General features: G+C 72.3%; 23 protein-coding genes. 14 read left to right on the top strand and 9 right to left on the bottom strand.

Annotated features, from left to right (window positions below; all coding sequences use genetic code 11):
- Nucleotides 1-27 precede the first annotated feature (27 nt).
- Nucleotides 28-1,554, bottom strand: a complete 1,527-nt coding sequence (locus ACH01S_RS34435; protein WP_246236658.1) for an FAD-binding oxidoreductase — start codon at nucleotides 1,552-1,554, stop codon at nucleotides 28-30.
- A 381-nt stretch (nucleotides 1,555-1,935) separates the two neighbouring features.
- On the opposite strand from ACH01S_RS34435, the gene ACH01S_RS34430 reads away from it, so the two are divergent.
- Nucleotides 1,936-3,192, top strand: a complete 1,257-nt coding sequence (locus tag ACH01S_RS34430) for a M14 family metallopeptidase (protein ID WP_067901816.1) — start codon at nucleotides 1,936-1,938, stop codon at nucleotides 3,190-3,192.
- A 55-nt stretch (nucleotides 3,193-3,247) separates the two neighbouring features.
- On the opposite strand, the gene ACH01S_RS34425 is transcribed toward ACH01S_RS34430, so the two are convergent.
- Both ACH01S_RS34425 and ACH01S_RS34420 read right to left on the bottom strand, forming a co-directional pair.
- Nucleotides 3,248-4,216 carry a TIGR03557 family F420-dependent LLM class oxidoreductase gene (locus ACH01S_RS34425; RefSeq protein ID WP_067901813.1) on the bottom strand — a complete coding sequence of 323 codons (969 nt, stop codon included), beginning with the start codon at nucleotides 4,214-4,216 and terminating at the stop codon, nucleotides 3,248-3,250.
- 108 nt (nucleotides 4,217-4,324) lie between these two features.
- Nucleotides 4,325-4,861, bottom strand: a complete 537-nt coding sequence (locus ACH01S_RS34420; RefSeq protein WP_067901811.1) for a ferritin-like domain-containing protein — start codon at nucleotides 4,859-4,861, stop codon at nucleotides 4,325-4,327.
- A 231-nt stretch (nucleotides 4,862-5,092) separates the two neighbouring features.
- Between ACH01S_RS34420 and ACH01S_RS34415 the strand changes: the two genes are divergently transcribed.
- The 3 genes from ACH01S_RS34415 (at nucleotide 5,093) to ACH01S_RS34405 (ending at nucleotide 7,095) form a co-directional block, all read left to right on the top strand.
- Nucleotides 5,093-5,383 carry a hypothetical protein gene (locus ACH01S_RS34415; protein WP_067901808.1) on the top strand — a complete coding sequence of 97 codons (291 nt, stop codon included), beginning with the start codon at nucleotides 5,093-5,095 and terminating at the stop codon, nucleotides 5,381-5,383.
- Between the two features lie 120 nt (nucleotides 5,384-5,503).
- Nucleotides 5,504-5,761 carry a hypothetical protein gene (locus ACH01S_RS34410; RefSeq protein WP_067901804.1) on the top strand — a complete coding sequence of 86 codons (258 nt, stop codon included), beginning with the start codon at nucleotides 5,504-5,506 and terminating at the stop codon, nucleotides 5,759-5,761.
- A complete protein-coding gene (locus tag ACH01S_RS34405; RefSeq protein WP_067901801.1) occupies nucleotides 5,761-7,095 on the top strand; it encodes a hypothetical protein in 1,335 nt (444 codons plus the stop codon). Before ACH01S_RS34410 ends, ACH01S_RS34405 begins: the two co-directional genes overlap by 1 nt.
- 3 nt (nucleotides 7,096-7,098) lie before the next feature.
- Here ACH01S_RS34405 and ACH01S_RS34400 read toward each other — a convergent pair whose 3' ends face one another.
- Both ACH01S_RS34400 and ACH01S_RS34395 read right to left on the bottom strand, forming a co-directional pair.
- A complete protein-coding gene (locus ACH01S_RS34400; protein WP_067901798.1) occupies nucleotides 7,099-8,319 on the bottom strand; it encodes a PP2C family protein-serine/threonine phosphatase in 1,221 nt (406 codons plus the stop codon).
- 113 nt (nucleotides 8,320-8,432) lie between these two features.
- Nucleotides 8,433-10,220 (bottom strand): serine/threonine-protein kinase, encoded by a 1,788-nt coding sequence (locus ACH01S_RS34395; protein ID WP_067901795.1) that lies wholly within the window; start codon nucleotides 10,218-10,220, stop codon nucleotides 8,433-8,435.
- A gap of 197 nt (nucleotides 10,221-10,417) precedes the next feature.
- On the opposite strand from ACH01S_RS34395, the gene ACH01S_RS34390 reads away from it, so the two are divergent.
- From ACH01S_RS34390 to ACH01S_RS34380, 3 genes are read left to right on the top strand one after another with little or no spacing between them, the layout of a single operon-like run.
- Nucleotides 10,418-11,263: a HalD/BesD family halogenase gene (locus tag ACH01S_RS34390; protein WP_246236656.1), complete on the top strand. Its 846-nt coding sequence runs from the start codon at nucleotides 10,418-10,420 to the stop codon at nucleotides 11,261-11,263.
- A gap of 9 nt (nucleotides 11,264-11,272) precedes the next feature.
- Nucleotides 11,273-12,130: a class I SAM-dependent methyltransferase gene (locus tag ACH01S_RS34385; RefSeq protein ID WP_067901792.1), complete on the top strand. Its 858-nt coding sequence runs from the start codon at nucleotides 11,273-11,275 to the stop codon at nucleotides 12,128-12,130.
- The gene (locus ACH01S_RS34380; RefSeq protein WP_067901789.1) at nucleotides 12,127-13,935 is read left to right on the top strand and encodes a choline/carnitine O-acyltransferase; all 1,809 of its coding nucleotides are present in this window, start codon (nucleotides 12,127-12,129) and stop codon (nucleotides 13,933-13,935) included. The genes ACH01S_RS34385 and ACH01S_RS34380 overlap by 4 nt, the downstream gene beginning before the upstream one ends.
- On the opposite strand, the gene ACH01S_RS34375 is transcribed toward ACH01S_RS34380, so the two are convergent.
- A complete protein-coding gene (locus tag ACH01S_RS34375) occupies nucleotides 13,936-14,511 on the bottom strand; it encodes an antibiotic biosynthesis monooxygenase (protein ID WP_246236655.1) in 576 nt (191 codons plus the stop codon).
- A 369-nt stretch (nucleotides 14,512-14,880) separates the two neighbouring features.
- On the opposite strand from ACH01S_RS34375, the gene ACH01S_RS34370 reads away from it, so the two are divergent.
- Both ACH01S_RS34370 and ACH01S_RS34365 read left to right on the top strand, forming a co-directional pair.
- On the top strand, nucleotides 14,881-15,453 hold the full coding sequence (locus tag ACH01S_RS34370) for a papain-like cysteine protease family protein (RefSeq protein WP_067901786.1): 573 nt from the start codon (nucleotides 14,881-14,883) through the stop codon (nucleotides 15,451-15,453).
- 1 nt (nucleotide 15,454) lies between these two features.
- Complete coding sequence (locus ACH01S_RS34365; protein ID WP_067901783.1) at nucleotides 15,455-16,288, top strand: hypothetical protein; 834 nt, start codon at nucleotides 15,455-15,457, stop codon at nucleotides 16,286-16,288.
- Here ACH01S_RS34365 and ACH01S_RS34360 read toward each other — a convergent pair.
- Together ACH01S_RS34360 and ACH01S_RS34355 are read right to left on the bottom strand one after the other, a co-directional pair.
- A complete protein-coding gene (locus tag ACH01S_RS34360; protein WP_148344334.1) occupies nucleotides 16,285-17,307 on the bottom strand; it encodes a LysR family transcriptional regulator in 1,023 nt (340 codons plus the stop codon). The genes ACH01S_RS34365 and ACH01S_RS34360 overlap by 4 nt on opposite strands.
- A gap of 146 nt (nucleotides 17,308-17,453) precedes the next feature.
- Nucleotides 17,454-18,398, bottom strand: a complete 945-nt coding sequence (locus ACH01S_RS34355; protein WP_246236654.1) for an AraC family transcriptional regulator — start codon at nucleotides 18,396-18,398, stop codon at nucleotides 17,454-17,456.
- 347 nt (nucleotides 18,399-18,745) lie between these two features.
- On the opposite strand from ACH01S_RS34355, the gene ACH01S_RS34350 reads away from it, so the two are divergent.
- The 5 genes from ACH01S_RS34350 to ACH01S_RS34330 are packed head-to-tail and all read left to right on the top strand — an operon-like array spanning nucleotide 18,746 to nucleotide 22,679.
- Complete coding sequence (locus ACH01S_RS34350) at nucleotides 18,746-20,083, top strand: ATP-binding protein (protein ID WP_067901777.1); 1,338 nt, start codon at nucleotides 18,746-18,748, stop codon at nucleotides 20,081-20,083.
- Entirely contained in the window at nucleotides 20,080-20,511 is a 432-nt protein-coding gene (locus tag ACH01S_RS34345; RefSeq protein ID WP_246178690.1) for a roadblock/LC7 domain-containing protein, read from the top strand. Before ACH01S_RS34350 ends, ACH01S_RS34345 begins: the two co-directional genes overlap by 4 nt.
- Nucleotides 20,508-20,873, top strand: a complete 366-nt coding sequence (locus tag ACH01S_RS34340) for a DUF742 domain-containing protein (protein WP_067901774.1) — start codon at nucleotides 20,508-20,510, stop codon at nucleotides 20,871-20,873. Before ACH01S_RS34345 ends, ACH01S_RS34340 begins: the two co-directional genes overlap by 4 nt.
- Entirely contained in the window at nucleotides 20,851-21,450 is a 600-nt protein-coding gene (locus ACH01S_RS34335; RefSeq protein ID WP_067901771.1) for a GTP-binding protein, read from the top strand. The genes ACH01S_RS34340 and ACH01S_RS34335 overlap by 23 nt, the downstream gene beginning before the upstream one ends.
- Nucleotides 21,447-22,679 carry a cytochrome P450 family protein gene (locus ACH01S_RS34330; RefSeq protein WP_067901768.1) on the top strand — a complete coding sequence of 411 codons (1,233 nt, stop codon included), beginning with the start codon at nucleotides 21,447-21,449 and terminating at the stop codon, nucleotides 22,677-22,679. The genes ACH01S_RS34335 and ACH01S_RS34330 overlap by 4 nt, the downstream gene beginning before the upstream one ends.
- Here the strand turns inward: ACH01S_RS34330 and ACH01S_RS34325 are convergent.
- Nucleotides 22,651-24,072 (bottom strand): SPFH domain-containing protein, encoded by a 1,422-nt coding sequence (locus tag ACH01S_RS34325; protein ID WP_067901765.1) that lies wholly within the window; start codon nucleotides 24,070-24,072, stop codon nucleotides 22,651-22,653. The genes ACH01S_RS34330 and ACH01S_RS34325 overlap by 29 nt on opposite strands.
- Between the last annotated feature and the right edge of the window lie 69 nt (nucleotides 24,073-24,141).

Below are 24,141 nucleotides of genomic sequence, written 5' to 3'. Positions count from 1 at the left end.
TTCCCCGGCCGGTGGCGGCGGCGCGCGTCAGGGCGCCCCGTTCGGGCGGATGGACTGGGTGTGCCGGAAGACGTCCCGCGGGTCCCAGTGGCGCTTGACCTCCTGGAGTTTCCGGTACGCGTCCTTGTAGTAGAGCGTCTCCCACGACTGGCCGGACTCGTTCCACGGCTCGCCGTTCAGGTCGACGTCCGGGTAGCCGATGTAGCAGCCGTCGGTGACGTCGCCGTCCGCGACGGGCACGCCGCCGGTCGTCGCGAACGTCGCCTTGTAGGTGTCGCGGATCCAGGAGAGGTGCAGGTCCTCGGCGGGGTCGTTCTTCGTCCAGTACACCTGGTACTGCAGTTTGAGGATGGAGTCGCGCTGCCGCGCCGCCGTCTTGTGCTCGGGCCGGTTGATCGCGCTTCCGTAGGAGTCGACCTGGATGAGCGCCTGCTTGTTGTCGTAGTGGGTGTACCTCTCGTTGCCGAGATAGGCCCACATCGCCTCGATCATCTGGTCGGTGAACGGCTTGCGCAGATAGGCCGACTTGTATTTGCCGCAGCGGTTCTCCCCGCTGGCGTTCAGCGCCTGCGTCGCCGTGAGCCACGGCATCACGCGCGGAATGTCCATGTGGACGAAATGCTCGCCCATCACCGACTTGATGACCGTCGCGGCGGGACGGATCCGCCCGTCGACCGCGTTCACGAACTCCGCCATCGCCTGCTGGCCGTCGGCGTCGTCGGCCTCCACCTGCGCGAGCAGCCCGATCTGGCCGTTGCTCACGTGGTTGAGCTTGAGCAGGGCGAACAGCTTCCCCTCCGCCGTGTCCGGGTCCTGGTGGTCGCGGAAGTACTCGCCGTAGGCCGTCACCAGCTCCGCGAACTCGCCGACGGTGAAGTCCTTCCAGTCCCACGCGAGACCCGTCAGCATCACCTCCTTCGGCGGCTCCGGCAGCTCCCGGAACCAGAACCGGGTGACGATCCCGAAGTTGCCGCCCCCGCCCCCGGTGTGCGCCCACAGCAGGTCGTACAGCGGGCCCCTGTCGTCCCGCGTGGCGACGACCAGCTCGACGTTCTTGTACTCGTCCACCACCGCCACCTCCACCGCGTAGAGGTAGTCGACGGTGAGCCCGTGCTGCCGCGACAGCAGCCCGAACCCGCCCGCCGGGATGTGCCCGCCGAGCCCCACCGAGTAGCACGACCCTCCCGGCAGCGCCCTCCCGCTCATCGGGTACAGGTGGCTGTACACGTGCCAGTTCGTCGCCCCGGCCTGCACGCAGTACGCCTGCATGGCGTCGTCGTAGAACACGTCGCACATCGGGCTGACGTCGAGGATCACCCGCACGTCCTGCCCGCAGACGAAGTCCTCGTAGCAGTGGCCGCCCGCCTTGACGGTGATCCGCGTCCGCTCCGGGTCGTCCGGGGTCTCGCGCAGCGCCGCGGCGAGCGCCTCCCGCACCTCCTCCGGCGTCCGCACCAGCCGGACGTAGTCGGGCCGCCCGATCCACCGCTGGTTGAACCCCCGGCTGAGCGCCGGATACCGCTTGTCCCCCGGCGTCACCCTCGTCGTAGGCACCCCGGCCCCTCCACCCATCCCCATCGCCTCCGCGCACTCGAACCCGAACGCGACAGACCCTTCCCACTCACCCCACCCGGTAGTCGATCAGCAACACACAGTTAACCCCCAAGCGACGTCCGGCACTCACCCCGGAGTTCGCGGGGAATTGAAAATTCACAGTTCGGGGTGAGGGGCTTGAAAAGCGTGGTGGGCGGGGAACTCTGAGCTGCTGTTTTTCGGGTGGGACAGGTGGCCGGGGGTGTTTCTGGTTAACGGGGGGTCGTTGTCAGGTGGGGGTTGGCGGGTCATTGTGGCGGCTATCGCTAGCGTTTGGTCGGCCTTGGGGAAAACTCCGCAGTGTGGTCGGCGGCGCACGGAGCCGATGGCAGGTAGTTCGTCATGTCCCGCAGACCGCATTTCCTTTTCGCCGTCGTCGCGGCGCTGGCCCTGGTGCTGGCCGGGGTCGCCGTTCCCTCGTCCGCGTCGGGGCCCGAGACGTCGGGCGAGTACGTGGTGCGGGGGGTGCGGACCGTCCAGCAGCGCAACCAGGTCGCCGGGACGGGGGCCGCGATCGACCGCGTGCAGGGCGCGGAGCTGCGGGTCAGTGCGCTTCCGTCGGAGGTCCGGGCGATTCGGGGGCTCGGGTTCGCGGTGACGGCGGCGCCGCCTCGGGCAGTCGGGCCGTTGAAGTCGGCGACGTCGTACCACACGTACGCGGAAATGCGGCAGGAAGTGGATTCGGTGGTGGCCGCGCATCCGCAGATAGCCAGCAAGTTCGTGGCGGGGAAGTCCTATGAGGGGCGCGACATCGTCGGCGTGAAGATCAGCGACAATGTGGCGACGGACGAGAACGAGCCGGAAATGCTCGTCATCGCCAACATCCACGCGCGCGAACGGCTCACCGCCGAGCAGGCGCTCGACTATCTCGGGCAGCTCACGGGCGGGTACGGGACGAACAGCCGCATCACGAACCTCGTGAACGAGAACGAGATCTACGTGATGCCGATGGTCAACCCCGACGGCCAGGTCTACGACATGACGAGCGACACCCAGCCCGGACGGATGTGGCGCAAGAACCGGCAGCCGAACCCGACCTCGGTCGGCACCGACCTGAACCGCAACTTCAGCTACAAGTGGGGATGCTGCGGCGGGTCGTCCGGCAACGGCGCGAGCGAGACGTACCGGGGCACGGCCGCCGAGTCCGCGCCCGAGGTGAAGGTCATCGAGGACTTCGTGCGGAGCCGGGTCGTCGGCGGCAAGCAGCAGATCAAGGTCTTCCTGGACATCCACTCAGTCGCCGAACTGGTGCTCTGGCCGTTCGGGTACACGATGAGCGACACCGTCCCCGGGAGCATGTCCGCGGACGAGGAGGCGGTCCACCGCACCATCGGCCGCGAGCTCGCCGCGACGAACGGCTTCACCCCGGAGCAGGACAGCGACCTCTACATCACCGACGGCACGTCCGACGACTGGACGTGGGGCGACCAGCGCATCGTGTCGTTCACGTTCGAGCTGGGCGGGGGCGACTTCTACCCGCCGCCGTCCGCGATCGACGGGCAGGTGCAGCGCAGCCGCGAGGCGCTGCTGCGGCTGACCGACTACGCCGACTGCCCCTACCGGGCGATCGGCAAGCAGGGGCAGTACTGCACCGGCTGAGCCGGAGCGGGGCGCGGGTCGTCCGTGCTGGACCGCGTCCCGCTCCCCCGGCGGCTCATCCGAAGCGCTCGCGCAGGACGGGCAGGAGGTCCGCCTCCGCCCAGGTGCGGAAGTCCTTCTGGTGGTCCGGGCCTGACTGGCAGAAGGCGATGTGGGTGAAGCCCGCGTCCGCCCACTTCTGGACGGCCCGGACGTAGTCGTCCACGTCGTCCCCGCACGGGACGGCCTCGGCGACGTCCTCCGGACGGACGGTCTTCGCCGCCGCCTCGAAGTTCTTCGGCCCCGGCAGCTCGGCCATGACCTTCCAGGCGGGCACCGAGAACCGCCAGATGCGGTGCGCCCGCCGCTTGCACTCCTCGACGTCGCTCCCGAACGCGACGGGGATCTGCCCGTAGACGGGCTTCCCCGCGCCGCCCTCCCCGTGGAACAGGTCGACGACCTCCCCGATGGGCTGGTCGGAGATCATCAGGTCGGCGTGCCGGGCGGCGAGCCGTCCGGCGCGCGGGCCGAACGCGGCCATCCCGATCCGGACGGGCTGGTCCGGCAGGTCGTACACCTTCGCGGAGTCGACGGTGAAGTGGCGGCCGCGGTAGTTGACGTAGCCGCCGCCGAGGAGGGCCCTGATGATCTCGACGGCCTCCTCGAACATCTCGTGCCGGACGTCCACCGAGGGCCAGCCGCGCCCCACGACGTGCTCGTTGAGGTTCTCGCCCGCGCCGAGCCCGAGCGTGAACCTGCCGTCCGACAGGACGCCCATCGTGGCGGCCTTCTGCGCCACCACCGCCGGGTGGTAGCGCATGATCGGGCAGGTCACGAACGTCATCAGCGGGATGCGGCCGGTGGCCTGGGCGAGCGCGCCGAGGACCGACCACGCGTAGGCCGAATGGCCCTGGTCCTCCAGCCACGGGAAGTAGTGGTCGGAGATGACCGAGTAGTCGAACCCGGCGTCCTCCGCCTCGACCAGGTCGGTGACGAGTTGCTTTGGCGGCGTCTGCTCGCAGAGCAGCGTGTATCCGAATTCCATGCGGGCTCGATACCCGTCCCGACGAAGCGAATCGCCGCCGCCCGAGGGGCCCGTCAAGATTCGGTCAAGGATGTCCCGTCCGAACGCCTTCTTCGTCCCGCGGAATCGTCAGTATCCGAGGAGGTCGATGAGGTCGTCGGCGTGTTCCTCCTCCTCTTCGAGGATGTGCTCCATCAGCCGCCGGGTGGTCACGTCGCCGTCCCCGAGCCAGCGGATTATCTCCTGGTAGGACTCGATGACGATGCGCTCCGCGACGAGGTTGTCCTGCAGCATTCCCTTCAGGTCGGAGTCGTCGAAGGTGTCGTAGGTCGTGTGCGAGCGCGTCGTGATCGTGTCGGGGTTGAAGTCCGGCTCGCCGCCGAGCTGGTTGATCCGCTCCGCCGCGCGCATCGCGTGGTCGCGCTCCTCGTCGGCGTGCTCGCTGAACTCCGCCGCGACCTGCGCCCGGTCGATCCCGGAGGCGCTGATCGCGTGCCGGGAGTAGCGCATCCAGCAGACGATCTCGGTGGCTAGCACGTCGTTCAGCACGCCGATGACCTCGTCGGCGCTGCGCCGGTAGCCCTCCGTGACGGGGCCGTCCGCCATCTTCTGCCGGGCCCTGTCCCGGATCGCCGCGACGTCGATGCTGAAACTCCTGTCGGCCATTCCCGCTCCCCCTGGTCAGCCCATCGTTCTCCGTTCGGACGACCCGGTACTACCCACCGTGGGCGCGGCATGCGCGAGAGCCGCGGCCGTGGAATCGCCGTCACGCCCCGTGTTGGCCACCGTCCGTCACATCTGCTATACGTAGAGCTATCTCGCCTCGACCCGAGGCGGGAGAAGGGACATCCGGTATCCACCTTGAGATCCGGGCGTGACAAGGAGAAAAGGAACCACATGAAGTCCTTCAGCTACACCGAGCTGGACAAGCTGGCCGGCGAGGTCCTGCCGGAGCGCGCCGTGCTGTCCACCCTTCTCGTCGGTGGCGGCAGCGACAACGACAACAGCAACCTCAACTTCAACCACGGTGGCGGCGGCCACGGCGGCGGCACCACCGCGGTCGTGCCGAACTGCCAGGCCATCAACAACAACCCGCAGGGCGGGCTCATCGGCGCGCTGGGGCTCAGCTCCAACAACCCGACCTCCTCGTTCACCTGCGCGAGCAGCTCGGTGGTCTCGGGTCACTGATCCGGCATGGCATGAAAGCGGGCCCCTGGCCCGTATGGGAAGGGCCGGCGTTCTCCCGTCGGCCCTTCCCCCCTTTCACGGCCCTTTCCCCATGACTCCACACGACGCGAAAGCGATCCGATGAGCCACACGCACCCTCGCACGCTCACCTTCGCCGACCTCGACGGCCTCTGCGCCGAGGTCCTGCCCGGACGGCTGCCGCTGTCGGCCATGGCGCCGCTCGGCGGGGCCGGGGACGGCGACACCACGATCGTCTACGCCTGCCAGGCGACCAACTCCCCCGGCACCGCCGGCCTCCTCGGGACGGGCCTGTTCGCGCAGGCGCCGTACTCCTCGCTGACCTGCGTCCCGGGCACCGTCGTCCAGCAGCACGGCTGATGGGCACCCCGGCGACCCCGGCCGTGGACGGCGCCGAGCCGCCCGCCGCCCTCACGCTGCCCGCCCTCGTCGACGGCGCCGAGCTGGTCGGGGAGTTCAAGAACTCCGGCTACCGGGAGCCGCCCGAGCTCGTCCGGCTGCCCAACGGGCAGCTCGTCCGGCTGCCGCCGCTGCTGTTCCTCGTCGCGAAGGCGCTGCACGAGCACCGCGACCTCGCGGGCGGCGACGCCGCCGCGGCCCTCGACCGGGTCGCCGCGGCGGTGAGCGAGCAGGCGGGCGCGCGGCTCACCGGCGAGCAGGTCGTCTACCTGGCCGACCGCAAGCTCGCCCCGCTCGGCGTCACGACCTACAGCGACGGCACCCCCGCCCAGCCGGTGAAGGCCGACCCGTTCCTCGGGCTGAAGTTCCGCGTCGCGGTCCTGCCCGAGTCGTTCACCTGGTTCGTCGGCGGGCTGTTCGGCTGGCTGTTCCGGCCGGTCGTGCTGATCGCGATGCTCGCCGCGTTCGGCGCCGCCGAGACGTGGCTGCTCACCACCCGCTCCATGGTGGACGCGATCACCACGGCGATCATGAACCCGGTCAGCATCCTGCTGGTCATGGGGCTCGGCGTCGCGTCCTGCGCGTTCCACGAGGTCGGGCACGCGACGGCCTGCCGGTACGGGGGCGTGCGGCCCGGCGTCATGGGCTGCGGCATCTACCTCGTCTGGCCCGCGTTCTACACCGACATCACCGAGTCGTACCGGCTCGGACGCGGCGGACGCCTCCGCACCGACCTCGCGGGCGTCTACTTCAACGCCCTCTTCGTCGTCGGGCTGACGCTCGCCTACCTGCAGACGGGGTTCGAGCCGCTGCTCGTCGCCGTCCTGTACGTCAACCTGGAGATGATCCAGCAACTGCTGCCGACGCTGCGGTTCGACGGGTACTACATCATGTCCGACCTGATCGGCATCCCCGACCTGTTCAAGTACATCGGGCCGATCCTGCGCCGGACGCTGCTGCGCCGCCCCGCCGACGCCCGGCTGGACGACCTCAAGCGCTGGCCGCAGATCTTCGTCACGATCTGGGTGCTGACGATCATCCCGGTGCTGCTGCTCCAGCTCGGCCTCATCATCAGCCAGGTCCCGGCGCTCGTCTCCAAGGACTGGTGGATGATCCAGCGGCTCGCGGCGGAGGCGTCGCGGGGCGCGGGCGCGCTCGAACTGATCACCTCGGGGTTGCAGATCGTCCTGCTCGTCCTGCCGCTGGCCGGTGTCGCGCTGATCCTGTTCGGCATCGCGCGCGGGCTCGGGCGGTGGGCCGTCCGGTACGTGCGGGGGCCCGCGCCGCAGCCGTGACGGTCAGGTCTGCAACTGCCGCTCCCGCGCCCGGGCGCTGTCCCCGGACGGCCCGTGCCACTCGACGAGCAGGACGGTCGCGTCGTCGTCGAGGCGTCCGGAGTGGTGTTCGAGGATGCTGTGGATGAGGCGCCGCAGCGTCTCCGGGACGGGCAGCCCGTCCGCCTCCCGCTTGATGATGAAGTCGACGAACCGTTCGAGCCCGAACTCCTGCTTCTCCGGGTCGCGGGCCTCGACGATCCCGTCGCTGTAGAGGATGACGCGGTCGCCGGGTTGGAGCTGCTCGCTGCACAGTTCGGGGGTGTCGCCGAGCTCCGTCCCGAGCGGCGCGCCGGGGCGGCACTCCAGGGTCGTCACCCAGCGGCCGTCGCGGATGACCACGGGCGGCGGGTGGCCGTGCGAGATCCAGGACAGGAACCCCGACCGCAGGTCCAGTTCGGCCAGCACGGCGGTGACGAAGCGGCCGTTCCCGTCCTGCTCGGCGAGGACCGCCTCGATCGCCTGCCCGGTCTCGATGAGGCCCGCGCCCTGGAGGCGGCTGTTGCGGCAGGCCGCGATGGCGAGGTTGGACGTCAGCCCCGCCGTGGTGTCGTGGCCCATCGCGTCGAAGATCGCGAGATGGACGGTGTCCCCGGCGAGGGCGTAGTCGAAGGTGTCGCCGCCGAGCTCGTACGCGGGTTCCAGGGCGGCGCCGATGACCACCAGGTCGTTGGCGAAGGTGGTCGGCGGCAGCAGCCGCCACTGCATCTCGGCGGACACCGACATGTCCCGGGTGCGCACGAGCCGGGAGAGCGAGTCGCTGTAGGGGCCCTTGCTGACGATCATCAGCGCGACCAGGCCCGCGAGGTACTCGGCGTCCTCCTTCGCCCGGTCGTCCTCGGCGGGGATCGTGACCCTGAGCACGCCGATCCGCTCGGACCCGTCGAGGATCGGCAGCCAGTACTGGCACGTACCGTCGTCGAACGCCTGGCCGGTCACCGGCCGGAGGGTCTGGAACGCGCGGCCCGCGATCGTCCCGTCGACCTTGTACTCCGCGATCTCCGCCCCGGGGTCGCGGCGGGCGTCCGGCCCCTTCCCGGTGACCAGGCGCAGCACCGTCTGCTGCAGGTCGACGACGTAGATCAGCGTGTCGTGCAGACCCGCGTCCGCGGCGTGGAAGGCCACCGCGTCCGGCAACTGCTCCATCGACATCAGGTGGCTCGCCGCCACCAGCTCTCTCAGCATCGGTCGCCGTCCCGGGCCGTCTCCTCGGCTTGGTGCTCCGTTTCCGTCGCGGAGTGTGTACCCAGCCCGGCCGCGTCCAATGTGGCGGGACCGGCCGGGCCCCGGACGCCCCCCTACTTGGGCAGCATCGCCGCGATCTCGGGCTTCAGCAGCGCGCGGACGCTCGCGTACGACGCGCCGAAGTTCAGGTCGCCGCAGCCGTCGCTGCCGCCCGCGAGGTAGGAGAGCTGGAACTCGGCGGGCGTGAAGAACGCGCTCAGGTACGGCGGCGCGCTCCGCTGGCCGGGCGCGATCGTCCTGCCCGGGAAGAAGTCGGACCGCCGGAACCGGCCGTCCGGCGAGCAGTCGGACCAGCGGCGCTCGTTGCCGACGGGGTGCTGCGCGACGATCGACCTGAGCCGGGCGGCGCCCGCGTCCGTCAGCACGTCCGGACGGAACACGTCGGCGGCGGTGAGCCTGCGCCCGGTGCGCAGGTCGACGGTGACGACCTCGCCGCCGGGCGACCCGTCCGCCTGCTGGCAGTTGTCGGTCACCTGGAAGTACCGGACGGACACGAGCCGGGGCCCGCGCAGCCCGAGCCGCGTCTTCGTACCGATCTTCACGGGTTTGCCGTGGCAGCCGACGTTGGTGGCGAGGGACCGCGACATCGCGATGAGGCGGTCCAGCGGGCCGCGCAGCTCGGCGTTGATCCGCCGTTCGAGCGCCGGGTCTCGCAGGCCGCTGACCTTGGGGTACTGCACGTTCTGCACCACGATCTCCGGGTCGCGAAGCGTCTCGTTCTGGGCGGCGAGGGCGACGACCGCGACGGGGGCGGGCGGCGGTTCCTTGTGGTCGCGGGTGGCGTAGACGGCGCCGCCCGCCGTCGCGGCGACGACGGCCGCGCCCGCGGCGGCGACCGCGCCCTTGCCCGCCGCCGTGGCGAGGATGCCCTTGCCCGCGGCCGCCCCGGCGGCGCCCGCGCCGCCGCCCGACCCGGCCGCGCCCGACCCGGCGGCTCCGGCCGCCCCGGCCGCGCCGGCGGCGCCGGAGGCGGGGGCGACGCTGAGCGCGCCGAGCGGGAACAGCGCGGCCAGCGCGACCGCGGCGGCGGCGAGCGCGCGGACGCCCCGCTGCTCCCAGTCGCTCCCGTAGGCGGCGACGGCCGCCGACTCCAGCATGGTGACGAACGACGCGGCGCCCGCCGGGCGCTCCCCCGGCTCCTTCGCCATGCCGCGCAGGACGAGCGGGCGCAGCGGCTCGGGGACGTCCGACACGTCGACCTGGGCGGTCAGGTGCTGGTTCATGAGCGCGGCCCGCTGGTCCGCCGCGAACGGCCGGCGCCCGGTCACGCACTCGACGAACACGCAGGTGGCGGCGTACACGTCGGTGGCGGGGGTGGCGGGCTCGCCGCGCCACTGCTCGGGCGCCATGTAGACGGGCGTCCCGGCGAGCGAGCCCTGCCCGGCGAGGACGGCGACGCCGAAGTCGACCAGCTTGCTGAGCCCGTCCGCCTGGACGACGACGTTCGCGGGCTTGTAGTCGCGGTGCACGACGCCGACGGCGTGCGCCGCCGCGAGCCCGAGCAGCGACCCCTTCAGCACGAGCAGCGCCGCCTCCGGGGCGAGCGCGCCGTGCTCGCGCAGGACGGCCTTCAGCGACGCGCCGTCGATCGCCTCCATGACGATCGCCGCGCCCTGCTCGCGCTCCACGAACTGGTAGAGGCGCGCGACGTAGGGGCTGGTCAGGCGGCCGAGCATCTGCGCCTCCGAGCGCAGCGCCGCGAGCGCCCCCGGGTCGCCCTGCACGAGGTACTTGATCGCGACCGGCGTCCCGGAGCCGGTGTGCCGGGCGAGGACGACCCTGCCCTGCGCGCCGCGTCCGAGTTCGCGCTCCTCGGTGAAGTCCGTCAGCCGCCAGTCCATCCCGCGCTCCCAGCCTCCTCGATCATGTTCCACAGGACGGTGACGCCGCCGCGTGAGGAAAGGTTCGCGGAAAGTCGCGCCGATCGCCACCCCGCCGCCGGTCCGCGCCCCGCCGCGGAGCGCGCCGCCGCGGTCCTGATCTTGCGGCCGGATTGTGCTAGAACGCGTATGCGGCGCGCCGAGCCGAAAGGACGGTCATGGACGCAGCGGAGGACTTCGGGCGGGTGGTCGCCGACCGCTATCTGCCGGACGGATGGCTCCCCGTCATTTCGCGGGCCAGGGCGGAGCTGGCGAAAACGGGCTGCTGCGTGCTGCCCGACTTCATTCGTCCCGCATTGCTGGACGCATTGCGCACGGAATGCGCGCAGTCCGCGTCGTTCGCCCACACCGACGTGGAAACGGTGAACGCCTACAACATCGACGTCACCACGCCATTGCCGGACGGTCATCCGGGACGGGTCACCATGGAGCGGGGCAACGCGTTCGTCCCGCGCGACCGGATCCCGGCCGCGTTCATCATCCACCGGCTTTATTCAAATCCGCTGTTCCGCCGGTTGACGGCCGCCTGTTTCGGAATGCCGGTCGTGTACGAGCTGGCCGATCCGCTGTCGGGGCTGTGCCTGAACGTCGTCGAACCCGGTATGGAGCATCCCTGGCATTTCGATACCAACGAGTTCACGGTGAGCATGCTCGTCCAGGAGGCCGAGGCGGGCGGCGGCTTCGAGTACTGCCCGAACATCCGGTCGGCGGACGCGGAGAACTTCGGCGACGTCGGCCGGGTGCTGGCCGGGCGCGGCGGCGACCTCGTCCAGCGGCTCACGCTGCGGCCCGGTGACCTGCAGTTATTCAAGGGACGGTACTCGCTGCACCGGGTGGCCAGGGTCGCCGGGAGCACGGCGCGGCACACGGCGATCTTCGCCTACAGCGAGCGTCCGGGGGTCGTCGGCAGCGTCGCGCGGACGCGGCAGCTCTTCGGCCGCGTCCTGCCCGCGCACCTGGCGGCGGAGGGGCGTGCCGTGCGGGTCGACGGGCTGCTGGACTAGGGGCGTCCGATGCGCACCGGCGAGACCGGCAAGACCTCGTTCGACCACATCTACACGCGGCCCGATCCGCGGGCCTACTTCGGCACCCTCCGCGAACTCGACTACTCCATACCGGAGCTGGCGAAACCGTACTTCCGGCGGCTGATCAGCGAATACCGGGAGGCGTGCGGGGTGCCCGTCCCGACCGTTCTGGACATCGGCTGCTCCTACGGCGTCAACGCCGCCCTCGTGAAATACGGGGCGACGATGGAAGAGCTGTACGATCGCTACGCCGACCCGGACGCGCATCGGCGGACACGCGAGTCGCTGCTGACTCGGGACAGGGAGCTCGTCCGTTCCGGCAGCCGCACTGACCCCATGCGTTTCCTTGGCCTGGACGCCTCGGAGGAAGCACTTTCCTATGCCCTCGAAGCCGGATTCCTGGACGGCGCCGTCCACGCCGATCTGGAGAACGGCGAACCGACCGCCGAGCAGCGCGCGCGGCTCGACGGGACCGATCTCGTCATCTCCACCGGCTGCCTCGGATACGTCACCGAGCGGACCATTTCCAGGATCCTCGGCGGGCCCGGCGGGAACCGGCCGTGGATGGCGCACTTCGTGCTGCGCATGTTCCCCTTCGAGCCGATCGCGGAGACCCTCGCCGCGGCGGGGTACCGGACCGTCCGCCACGAGGGGCTGTTCCGGCAGCGGCGGTTCGCGACGCCGCGGGAGCGCGCGCGGGTCCTGGACCGGCTCCGCGCCGCGGGCGTCGACCCCACCGGCGTGGAGACCGACGGCTGGCTCTACGCCCAGCTCTATTCGTCCCGGCCCATACGTTCCCGGCCCGCGCGGGCCGGGCACCGCCCGGAAACACGAGGATCGAAGTGAACGCCAGCAACCCCAGCGATGAGCTCTCGTCCCGCACCTTCGGCAACGAGGCGGCGCTGCCGCGCGTGCCGCTCCCGACGCTCGACGCGACCTGCGAGCGGTTCCTGGAGTGGTGCGCGCCGCTGCTGACCCCGGACGAGCGGGCCCGGACGGAGGCCGCGGTCGCCGACTTCGCCCGCCCGGACGGCCCCGGCCGCAAGCTGCACGCGGCCCTCGAACGCTACGACGCGTCGGAGGGCGTGCAGAGCTGGCTCGACACGTTCTGGCCGTACCGCTACCTCGGCCGCCGCGACCGCATCGCCCTGAACGCCAACTTCTTCTTCCTGTTCAAGGAGTCGGACGAGGGCCAGGTGCGGCGCGCGGCCGGGCTGATCGCCGCGGCGCTCGACTACAAGATCCGGCTGGACGACGAGGCCGTCCCCCCGGTCGTGCTGCGCGGGCGCCCGCTGTCGATGGTGCAGAACAAGTTCCTGTTCTCCACGACCCGCATCCCCGGCGCGGAGCAGGACACGGTCCGCGGCCCGTACTCCGACGCGTGGCCCGGCCCGTCGCAGGCCCGGCACATCGTGGTCTTCTTCCGCGGCAACCTGATCCGGATGGACGTGCTCGGCCCGGAGGGGCGCCCGCACGCCCTGGACGAGCTGACCGCCGGCCTTGAGACGATCATGAAGGCGGAGCCCGCGGTGGAGCCGTCCGCCGGGCACCTCACCACCAAGGCCCGCGCCGACTGGGCGGCGAGCCGCACCGCCCTGCTCGCCGCCGACCCGCGCAACGCGCGGGCGCTGGACGAGATCGAGACCGCGCTGTTCTGCGTCTGCCTGGAGGACTTCGTCCCCCGCAACACCCTCGACGCGTGCGACCACCTCCTGCACGGCGACAGCGGCAACCGCTGGTTCGACAAGGCCGTGTCGTTCGTCGTGTTCGCGGACGGGACGGCCGGGATCAACGTCGAGCACTGCGGCCTGGACGGCACCACCGTCCTCAGCTTCGTGGACGCGCTGTTCAGCATGTCCCCGGCGGTGCTGTCGCGGCGGTCGGGCGCGCGGTCGCAGGGGCTCCCGGTGATCGAGCCGATCGAGTTCGCGCTGGACGACGCGCTCCGCCGCGACATCCGCGACGCCGCCGCCGCGTTCGCCGCCTACGGCGCCGCGACCGCGACGACGACCGTGTCGTTCGCGACGTTCGGGTCCACCGAGATCAAGCGGCTCGGGACGTCGCCGGACGCGTTCGTCCAGCTCGCCTACCAGCTCGCCCACCGGCGCGCGAAGGGCCTGACCGGCGCGACCTACGAGTCGATCGCGACCCGCCACTACCGGCACGGCCGCACCGAGGCGATGCGGGTCGTCACGCCCGAGGCGGTGCGGTTCGCCGACGTCATGGACGATCCGGCCGCCGGCCGCGGGATCCGCCGGGACGCGTTCCGCGCCGCCGCCGACGCGCACGTCCGGCGGGCCCGCGAGTGCCAGGCGGGGCAGGCGCCCGAGCAGCACCTGTGGGAGCTGCAGCTGATCCAGCGGCGGCGCGGCGCGGAGGTCGGCGTCACCGAGCCACCGCGGCTGTTCGCCTCGCCCGGCTGGCTCGTCATGCGGGACGACTACCTGAGCACCAGCTCGGCGCCGTCGGAGAACATCCGGTACTTCGGGTTCGGGTCGACCAGCGAGCAGTGCATCGGCGTGGCCTACGTCCTGCTCCCCGACCGGTTCAACGTCTACCTGAGCACCCCGCACGCGGTCGCGGACGCGATGTTCGCGTTCGCCGACCGGCTCCGCGACGCCGTCCGCGAACTCCACGACCTGCTGGTCTGATCAGCGGCCCGGCTTCGCGGGGCGGTGCGCCCGCCCGACCGGGTACAGCCACCGCCGGAACGCCCTGCTGAGCAGCGGCATGACGAGCAGCGTCAGCAGCGGGACGAGGATCACCGGGAACGTCAGCGCCTTCACCGCGACCGGCCACGTCATGGTCAGCGGGGTGACGAACGCGTTCAGCGCCAGGCTGATCGGATACACGGCGATGAACGTGACGACGATCATCTTGGCCTTGGACGGCGGCGGCACCGACTCCCCCGGCAGGCTGAACCAGGTCTCCAGGCCGGTCGTCTGGGGCTGCCGCTCGGCCGCGATCCCGTGCAGGCGGCGGAGCCAGTCGGCGCGGTCGCGGGACCCGAGCCACGCGTCCAGGTGCTCCCGGTCGTCGAAGTTCACCACGGTGTAGTAGCGGTTCCGCGACCCCTCGGCGCGCAGCCAGGTCGCGCCGCGGTGCCCGGGGTGGCGCATGGCGATCCGGTGCATGCCCTCGGCCCAGTCCTCGAACTCGCGCTCGCGGCCGGGCTTGACGTCCCAGGTGACCACGGCCGTGACGGGCTCGCCGTCGCGTTCAGCCATGTCGGGGAGTGTGACCGGATCCACCGTTTCCATGCGGACCGCGACGCCGCGCGGACCGGTGCGCGGACCGGCCCCGGCGTCGCCCGCACCCCACCCGACCTGGGCGTATAGGGCCATATACACCGCAGTTATGACCTGCTGACATTACCGGCGAATTGCCGCCAATGAGACTGTCATGGTGTTCCTACGGCCTCTCGCCCGGGGTTCCCCGCCCGGAAGACTCCCCCGGCACCGGTAGGGATACCGCGAGGTGTGCGATCCGTCCTCCCGCCGGCCAGTGCTCCCGTCCGGCGAAACGGAGGCCCTTCGCGCGCACCGTGCCCGGACGGGAGGCCGCACGGCGATAGCCGGGAGAAAAGGCGGAAGCGAATGAGACAGCGTACCCGACCCGCCCGGGCACGCCTACGGCTCGCGGCCGGTATCGCGGGCGTAGCGGCGACCACCTTCGCGGTGTCGTCGGGGGTCGCCTCGGCAGGCGTCCTCCAGATCCAGCAGGAGGTCCAGCAGCAGAACCAGTGGTGCTGGGCCGCAAGCGGGCTCACCATCGCCAAGTTCCACGGCAAGGGGAACGTCAGCCAGAACGAGTTCTGCAACCTCGCGAGGAACCGCCCCGCGGGCGGCCAGTGCCCGAACCAGCCCGGCCAGCTGCAGTGGGACCAGACGGCGTTCCAGAAGCTCGGGCTCTCCCCGGGCCAGGTGACCGGACCGCTGTCGTACCAGGCCGTGGTCACCGAGATCGACGGGCGGCGCCCGATCGAGACCGGCATCTACTGGACCGCCGGCGGCGGCCACGCCCAGGTGATCTACGGGTACACCGGGCAGACGCTCTCCTACGGCGACCCGTGGCCGGCGAGCCCGAGGTACGGCGAGATGAGCCACAGCAGCTACGTCAGCAACGGGCAGTTCCGCTGGGGCGAGGCCCTGTCGAAGGTGGGTGCCTGACATGCGGAACACCAAGATCAACCACAAGGTCGACAACAAGGTCAACCACGCGGCCAAGTTCACCGCGGCCGCGCTCATCGGCGGCACCGTCCTGATGGGCGGCAACGCCGCGTTCGCCGCCGGGCCGTCCGCGGACGAGGCCGCCGCGGCGAAGGTCGCCTCCTCCGCCGCCGCCCAGCAGCGGATCGGGCAGTTCTTCGTCCACCTCGACCAGCACAACCGCGGCCAGGTCACCAACCAGGCCGTCCCGCAGGCGGCGATCGCGGCGAAGGCGCCGAGGCTTGAGGGCGCCGTCCACCCCGTGTACTCGCTCAACCCCGAGTTCGTGAAGGGGACGCCGAACGCTCCCGTCGCGCAGTTCGCCTACATGGCGGTCGGCGCGAAGTCGGCGACCGGGCAGCACGCGACGGTGTGGCTCACCAAGTCCGGCGCCGACTGGACGATCATGAACGTGATCTCCGGCACCGAGGAGGCCGTGTACCCGGCCAAGGCGGACGGCGGCCAGGTGTTCACCGAGCCGCAGATCCACGCCTGGTACCGGCTCAAGGACGGCCGCGTCACGCCTCTGAACGACACCGCGAAGACGTCCGTCAAGCAGGGCGTGACGGTCGGGTCGTACCAGAAGCTCGTGCACGGCCGCTACGCGGACAAGCTCCCTGGCTCCGCGTACCAGCGCTCCGGGAAGCTCGGCGGCTTCTCGCCCACCACCGGCGTCAGCGATCGGGCGCCGGACAGGGGCCCGGCGCCCGTCCTCCTCGCGCTCGGCGCGGGCGGACTGGTGACCGCGGCCGGCGTCGTCATGGCGCGACGACGCCGTACCCCGGGCAGCTACTAGCCGCCTCCGAGCGGGTTCCGGGAACCGCCCCCCTTCCCGGAACCCGCCTCCCGGGCGGAGTCCGCCTCTCGGGACGCGGCCACGGGTAACGCCGGATGCGCCTCGGGATGCTCGTCCCACCATTCGCTGTACACCCGCTGAGCCCGGACGAGGTCCATGTACACGTCGTTGAACACGCCGCGCAGCCGCGCCGCGGCCTGCTCGGCCTCGGGGCGCCAGACCAGCACGATCCGCTGCGAGATCGGGTCGCCCTCGATCCGGCGCAGCGCGATCCCCTCGCGGGGGCTCGCGGTCGGCTGGTACAGCCCGACCGCCCGCCCGGACCGGATGATGGAGGCGGAGATCCCCCAGTCGCTCGCCCAGTACCGCACCCGGGGCTGGAACCCGGCGCCGGCGCACACCCCGCGGATGTACGCGGGCCACGGGCCGTCGTCGAGCGGGTCGTCGACCCAGTCCAGCTCGGCGAGCTCCGCCAGCTCGACGGTCTCGCGGGCGGCGAGCGGGCTGTCGGACGACATCCCGGCGAGGATCGGCTCCCGCTCCACGAGGACGAGCCGTTCGAGTGCGCCCAGCGGCCGCGGGACGTGCTCGAACGGCTCCTGGAACAGCCCGATGTCGAGCGCGCCGGAGGCGAGCAGCGCGGGGATGCGCCCGCCGCCCTGGTCGACCCGCAGGTGCAGCCGGGACGCCGGGGACAGCCCGCCGAGGTGCTCGCTCAGCCCGGTCAGCACCGGGCACACCTGGACGCCGACCCGCAGCAGCGGCATCGCCGACGGGTCGCTGATCCGGTGCGCGAGGGCGGCGTTGAGGTCGTCGATGCTCGCGAGCGCGGCCCGCGCGCGGGTGGCGACCTCCGCCCCGACCGGCGTCGGCGTCACGCCCTCGGGGGACCGGACGAACAACTGAACGCCGAGGTGGCTCTCCACCCGGCGGAGCATGGTGCTCACCGCGGGCTGGGTCAGGCCGAGCCGGGCCGCGGCCTTGCTGATGCTGCCGGTCGCGGCGATAGCCTCGATCATCCGGAGATGGTGGGGGCCGAGGTCCACGAGCGCGCTCCTGACCGTCTTTCGCCCCGTTTGCTGATTTCAGTCGAATATTAACCCCAGATTGGTCCGCGCAGCCTGGAAATCCGTGCCAGACAACGCGTGCCAGGGCGGGCCCGGCGTCACCGCGCGGTGCGCGGCGGCCCCTGTCGCCGCAGCTCGCGGGGGCTGACGCCGAACCGCCTGCGGAACGCGTGGCTGAGCGCGCTGGCCGAGGAGAACCCCGTCGCGTGCGCCAGGTCGGTGATCGTGACGTGCCGGTCGAGCGGGCTGCGCAGCCGGTCCCGGACGAGCCGGAGCCGCTCCTCGCGGATCAGCTCGCGGGGCGTCGTCCCGGCCCGCTGCAGCGCGAGCTGCACCTGCCGCAACGACCAGCCGAGGGCCTGCGCGACCCGCGCCCCGGTCAGCGCCGGGTCGGTGACGTGATCGCGGACGTACCGCCGCACCACCGCCTCCACCTCGGCGAGGTGGCCGGGCGCGGGCGGCCGGTCGCCGCCCGCCCGCCGGCCCGCGACGACGATGCACAGCAGCTCGGTGATCCGGTCGCAGGCGGCCTCGAACTGCCGCTCGGTCAGCGCCTCGCGCTCCTCCCCGACGGCCCGGACCATGTCGGCGACGACGCGGCCGAGCCCGGCGGACAGGTCCAGCTCGGCCGAGAGCCCGGCGGCGAACGGGGACTCCGGGAGCAGCCTGCCGTCCACCTCGCGCGCGGGGATCGTCAGGACCAGGACGCGGGCGGGCGGGTGGCGCCCGGCGCGGAGCGTCGCGGCGGACGGCACGAGGCCGCCCGTGCCCGGACGGAGCGGCGCCTCCCCGCCGTCGTCGAGCACGACCACCAGCTCGCCGTGCAGGGGCAGCAGGAACCGGTAGACGTCCTCGTCCCGGTCGTGCCCGCCACGCTCGTGCCCGCCGTGCTCGCGGACCTCGCCCGGGTAGACGTCGCTCGCGTAGGCGCCGCCCGCGTAGATGTCGCTCGCGTGGATGGCGCCCGCCCGGTCCGACCGGTACAGGGCGAGCCGGTAGGCGGCGCGGTCCGCACGGGCGGGCCCGCCGAGGATGTCGTCCACCGCAGGCCCTCCGCCGATGCGTCCCGTCCATGGCGCGCCCGGCGTGCGGGCCGCCGCGCCCGTGGCCGACCCCGGCCGCGCGGACGGTGATCAGCGCAGGTGAGCGTATCCGATCCGGGCCGTCCGAACAGGCGTTTCCAGCGGAAAGTGAGGCGATTCCGACGGTGTGTGACCATCCGATGCGCGATGCCGCAAAATCCTTGCGCCCGGGGGCAAGCGCCCGGGCGCGCGCCCGTCCTACGGTGCCGAAACCGCGGCGTTTCGCATGCGCCCGGAAACCCACCCCCCGGCCGAGAGGCGGTCCGCGACGGCCCGCCTCGCCCCATTCGTGTGCACCCGAGGATCTGATGGAGCCCTTCCTCTTCGCGACGGCGTTCGTCCTCGTGGCCGGCGCCGGGATCGCGACCGCGGTCCTGCTCGTCCAGCAGCGCCGCGCCGCCGACCTCCTGCGCGCGCGGAACGCCGTCCTGGCCCGCGGCGTCGAGCTGCGCGACCGGGAGCTGCGGCACCTCGCGGACGTCCGGCTGCCGGAGCTGCTGCGGTCGCTCGGCGATCCGGGGGCGCGCTTCGTCGGCCCGCTGCACGACGTGGACCGGGAGGCGCCCGCCTTCGCGCACTCCCTGCGCACCGTGATGGACCTGTTCGCCGGGTCGGCGGAGCAGGTCAAGGAGCAGGCCGACCAGTCCGCGAAGTCGACGCTGCGGGCGATGATGCGCGCCGTGCAGAGCCTCGCGAACGAGCAGCAGCTCGCCATCTCCACCATGCAGGACCGGCACGACGACCCGGACGTGCTGGCGGGCCTGCTCCGCATCGACCACATGAACGCGCAGCTCGGACGGCGCGCCCAGGCCACCGCCGTGCTGTGCGGGTCGTGGCCGGGGCAGCAGCGCTCGGCGTCCTCGCTGACCGACGTGGTGCGCGGCGCCACCTCCCGCATCCGCGACTACCTGCGCGTCAACCTGGAGGGCGCGCTCAACTCCGCGGTGACCAGCCGGGCCGTCGAGCCGGTCGTGCTGGCGCTCGCCGAGCTGCTCGACAACGCCGCGCGGCACTCCCGTCCCGACACCACCGTCGAGGTCAACTTCCGCTCCACGCACAACGGCGTCGCCATCATGATCGACGACGCGGGCGTCGCGATGGACGCCGACGAATTGCAGCGCGCGTCCGACCTGCTGTCCGGCGAGGCGTCGGTGGACATCCACCGGCTCGGCGACCCGCCGCAGATCGGGTTCGCCGTGGCCGGGGTGCTCGCCGCCCGGTACGGCTTCCGGGTGTCGGTCGACTCCCGCTCCCCCTACGGCGGCGTGCGCGCCGTGGTGTTCGTGCCGTCGGCGCTGCTCACGAACGTCCCGGACGACCGGGAGCCCGAGCCCGCCGCCGCGCCGCGCCCGGCGCCGAAGACGGTCGCCGCCGCCGCGGCCGCCCCCGCGTCCACGGCGGGCGGCCTGCCGAAACGCAGCCGCGTCGCGGTGGCCGAACCTCCCCCCGCCGACGCGCCCCCCGCCGACACCGCCGCCGCCGGGACGGACGAGGCGGCGCCGCCCGCCCGGCCCGCGCGGGAGACGGCGAAGGGGCTCGGCGCCTGGCAGCGGGGGACGCGGTCCGGCCGCGCCGCCACACCGCCCGGCGACGGCGCCCCCGGCGACGAGGGGCCCGGCACGGCGGGCGGAGAGCAGCGGCGATGAACGAGGGGAACGGCGCGATGGACGACGGTACGAACCGGCTCGGCTGGATGCTGGACGACGCGCTCCGCATGCCGGAGACCCGCTACGCGATCCTGCTCTCCGCGGACGGCCTGCTCATGGCGCACTCCGAGCGGATCGGCAGGGACGAGGCGGAGCGCCAGGCCGCGGGCATGGCGGGCCTGCAGTCGCTCGCCCGCAGCACCGCCGAGTTCTGCGGCGACCCCGGCACGACGTGGCGGCAGACCGTCAACGAGTTCGACGACGGCTACGTGTTCCTCGTCGCGGCCGGGCCGGGCGCGTACCTCGCGGTGTCCGCGACGCAGCACGTGGACATGGAGACCGTGTCGTTCCGGCTGCAGGAGCTCGTCCAGCGGCTCGGCAAGGAGATGACGAGCCCGCCGCGGCCGGGGGCGGGCCGACCCGGATGACGCGGCGCCGGAACGAGCGGGCGCTCGTCCGTCCGCACGTCGTCACCGGGGGGCGGGCGCATCCGTCCCGCAACGTGTTCGACCTCGTCACGCTCGTCATCGCGAGCGGCGGGCCCGGCCCGCCGCTCACCGGCCTCAGCCCGGAGAAGGTCCGCATCGTGGAGCTGTGCCGCGGCGGCGCGCTGTCGGTCGTGGAGATCTCCGGTCATCTGGGCCTGCCCGTCGGGCTCACCAAGGTGCTGCTGTCCGACCTGGTGGACAGCGGCCATGTCAGCACCCGCGCCGGCGCCCCCGCCGCCGCCCAGCCGTCCCAGGTCTCGCTCCTTCAGGAGGTGCTCGATGGACTCCGGGCTCGTCTCTGAGACGCCCTACCTGCGCGACACCGTGAGGACGTCCGTCAAGATCCTCATCGTCGGGCACTTCGCGGTCGGCAAGACCACGTTCGTCGGGACGCTGTCGGAGATCCGCCCGCTGCGCACCGAGGAGCGGATGACGCAGGCCGGCGCGACGGTCGACGACCTCGCCGGGATCAAGGACAAGACGACCACCACGGTCGCGCTCGACTTCGGGCGCCTCACCCTCAGCGACGACATCGTCCTGTACCTGTTCGGCGCGCCGGGCCAGAAGCGCTTCAACCGCCTCTGGGACGACCTCGCGCGCGGCGCGCTCGGCGCGCTCGTCCTCGTCGACACCGCGCGGCTGGAGCAGTCGTTCGCCGTCATGGACATCGTCGAGAAGCAGGGGCTGCCGTACGCGGTGGCCGTGAACCACTTCGACGGCTCGCCCGGCTTCCCCGACGAGGAGGTCCGCGAGGCCCTCGACCTCGCGCCCGGCACGCCGCTCGTCAACTGCGACGCCCGCGACCGCAGGTCGTCCACCGAGGCCCTGATCTCGCTCGTCGACCACCTCGTGACCACCACCCGGGAGAAGAAGCAGTGACCGCGGAGAGCCCCGAGCACACCACGGAACTCAGCGCCGACGACGACGGGCGCATCCCGATGTACGGGCCGGAGTTCACGCGGGACCCCGTCCGCGTCTACGACCTGGCGCGGGAGCACGGCGAGCTCGCGCCCGTCGAGCTGGCGCCCGGCGTGCCCGCGACCCTCGTCGTCGGGTACGACGCGGCGCTGGAGATCATGCGCGACCCGGGCCGGTTCCCGCGCGGCAGCGCGGTGTGGGAGGAGGAGGTCGGGCCGGACTGCCCGGTGCTGCCGATCCTGATGGCCCGGCCGAACGCGCTCGCCACCAACGGGCCCGTGCACGCGCGGTTCCGGTCGGCGATCGTCGACAGCCTGAGCCGCGTCCACCCGGCCGAGCTGCGCCGCTACGTCGAGACCAGCGCGGACGCCCTCATCGACGAGTTCGCCGGGGACGGCAAGGCCGACCTGATCGACCAGTACACGCGGCCGCTGCCGCTGCTCGTCCTCTCCGACATGCTCGGCTGCCCGCGCGACCTCGCGGACCGGTACGAGCGGGGCATGGCCGGGATCATCGAGGGCGCCGACCCGGAGGCGTCCCTCGCGATGCTCTCGGAGGCGGTCCAGGAACTGGTGGCGCTGCGGAAGGCGGACCCGGGCCGGGACGTGACGTCCTGGATGATCCGGCACCCGGCCGCGCTCGACGACGACGAGACCGCGAACCAGATCGGGATGCTGTTCGCCTCCGGCACCGAGCCGCTGAACTCGCTCGTCGCGAACGGGCTGCGGCTGCTGCTGTCGGACGACCGGTTCTTCGGCGGGCTGTCCGGCGGCACGCTGCCCGTCCAGGACGCGCTGGACGAGGTCCTCTGGACCGACCCGCCGATCTCCAACTGCGGCCCGACCTTCCCCCGCCGGGACACCGAGTTCCGCGGCCACCGGCTGCCCGCCCACCAGCCCGTCATCATCGGCTACACCGCGGCGAACACCGACCCGTCGCGGGCGTCCGGCGACCGGACGGGCAACCGGGCGCACCTCGCCTTCGGCGGCGGCCCGCACACCTGCCCGGCCAAGGGCCACTCGCGGCTGATCGCGGCGGTGGCCATCGAGCGGCTCCTCGACCGGGTGCCGGAGATGGAGCTGGCCGTCCCGGTCGAGGAGCTTGAGTGGCGGCCGGGGCCGTTCCACCGGGCCCTGACCGCGCTGCCCGTCCGGTTCCCGCCTATCCCCGACCCTGGTCGGCGCCGGTAGCGTCCCCGGCGGCGGCGCGGAGCGCCCCGACGACGGCGGCGAGCTGCGTGACCAGCCCGGCGACGCTGGTCTGGTCGACGCCGTTGACGGTGATCGCGCGCAGCTCGTCCGGCTTCGGCAGCCGCGCCATGATCTGCGGCAGCTCGCCGATCAGCCGGGCCTGCAGCGCGGCGGGCGTCCGCTCGTTCTCCAGCGCGGCGCGGGCGCCCTCCCGCTCCAGGTCGAGCAGCTCCTGCTCGTGCCGGGACCGGGCGCGCAGCTCGGCGACGGCGGCCTCGCCCTCGGCGCGGAGCCGCGCCAGCTCGTGGTCGCGCTCGATGCGCAGCCGTCCCGTCTCGGCCTCCTCGGCGTGCCGCTCCCGCTCCATCAGCAGGGCGTGCCGCGTCGTCTCGGTCTGCAGCTCGGCGACCTCGCGCTGGTCGTCGTGCTCGCGCTTCGTCCGGCGCAGCTTCTCGGCCGCCTCCGTGTCGAACAGCCGCGACTCGTTGCGGGCGCGCAGCTCGGCGAGCTCCCGCTCGTGTTCGAGCCGCTGCGTCTCCTTGATCCGCGCGGCGGCCATCTCGCGCTGCGCGACCGCCTCCTCCGCCTCCAGCTCCGCGAGCCGCGCGATCTGGCCCTGCTCGGCCCGGTACGGCTTCTGCAGGTTCTCCCAGAGCCGGGACGAGCTGACCACCGCCTCCTTGATCTGCACGGTGACGATCCGGAGCCCGAGCCCCTCGTCGCCCTCCTGCCCCTCGGCGACGCCGCGCAGCCGGGCGGTCAGCTCCTCGATGATCGGCTGCTTGTCGCTGAGGACGTCCCGGACGCCCATCGTCGCGACCTTGTCCTTGATCGCGGCCTCCGCCTGCTCGCGCAGCTGGAGGTTGACCAGGCGCATCGGGTCGTCGGCGTCGCCGAAGTCGAGCTTGCGGTAGGCGGTCCCGAAGTCCTGGATGATCCACTGGACGTAGCCCTGGACGAGCACGCCCTGCAGCTCCCGGCAGATGCAGTACGCGTTGATCAGGATCGTCTGCGTCGCGCCCGGCACCACGAGGAACGAGTCCGTGGACGGGTTGAACCGGAACGACACGCCGAGCCCGATGTGCAGCGGCTCGTCCCGGCCGCGCCGCGTGTGGACGACGAAGGCGTTCGGCGGGACGAGCACGTTCTTCCACCGCCAGAACCCGCTGATCCGGACGTCCACCGGGCCGGGCGCGGAACGTTCCCCGGACGGCGCGCCGCCGAGCGCCCGGTCGCGCTTGGCGAGCGGGCCGGGCGGCGGCGGGACGGCGCCCGGCGCGAGCGCCGCCGGCGCCGAGGACGAGCGCCTCGCCCTGAGGTCGCCCTCCAGCTCCGCCTGCTGCGCGACGACCTTCTCCAGATACGTGTTGCTGCCTTGATCCGGGGCGTTCATCCCGCTCCTCAGCGCTTGATCGGTTGGCGGTACCTTATTGCGGCCTGAACCTTATTGCGGCTTGAACGT

The organism is Actinomadura chibensis NBRC 106107 (assembly GCF_001552135.1).
Lineage (GTDB): Bacteria > Actinomycetota > Actinomycetes > Streptosporangiales > Streptosporangiaceae > Spirillospora > Spirillospora chibensis.
The sequence above is the reverse complement of the archived record's forward strand: the minus strand, read 5'-3'. Positions and strand labels throughout refer to the sequence as shown.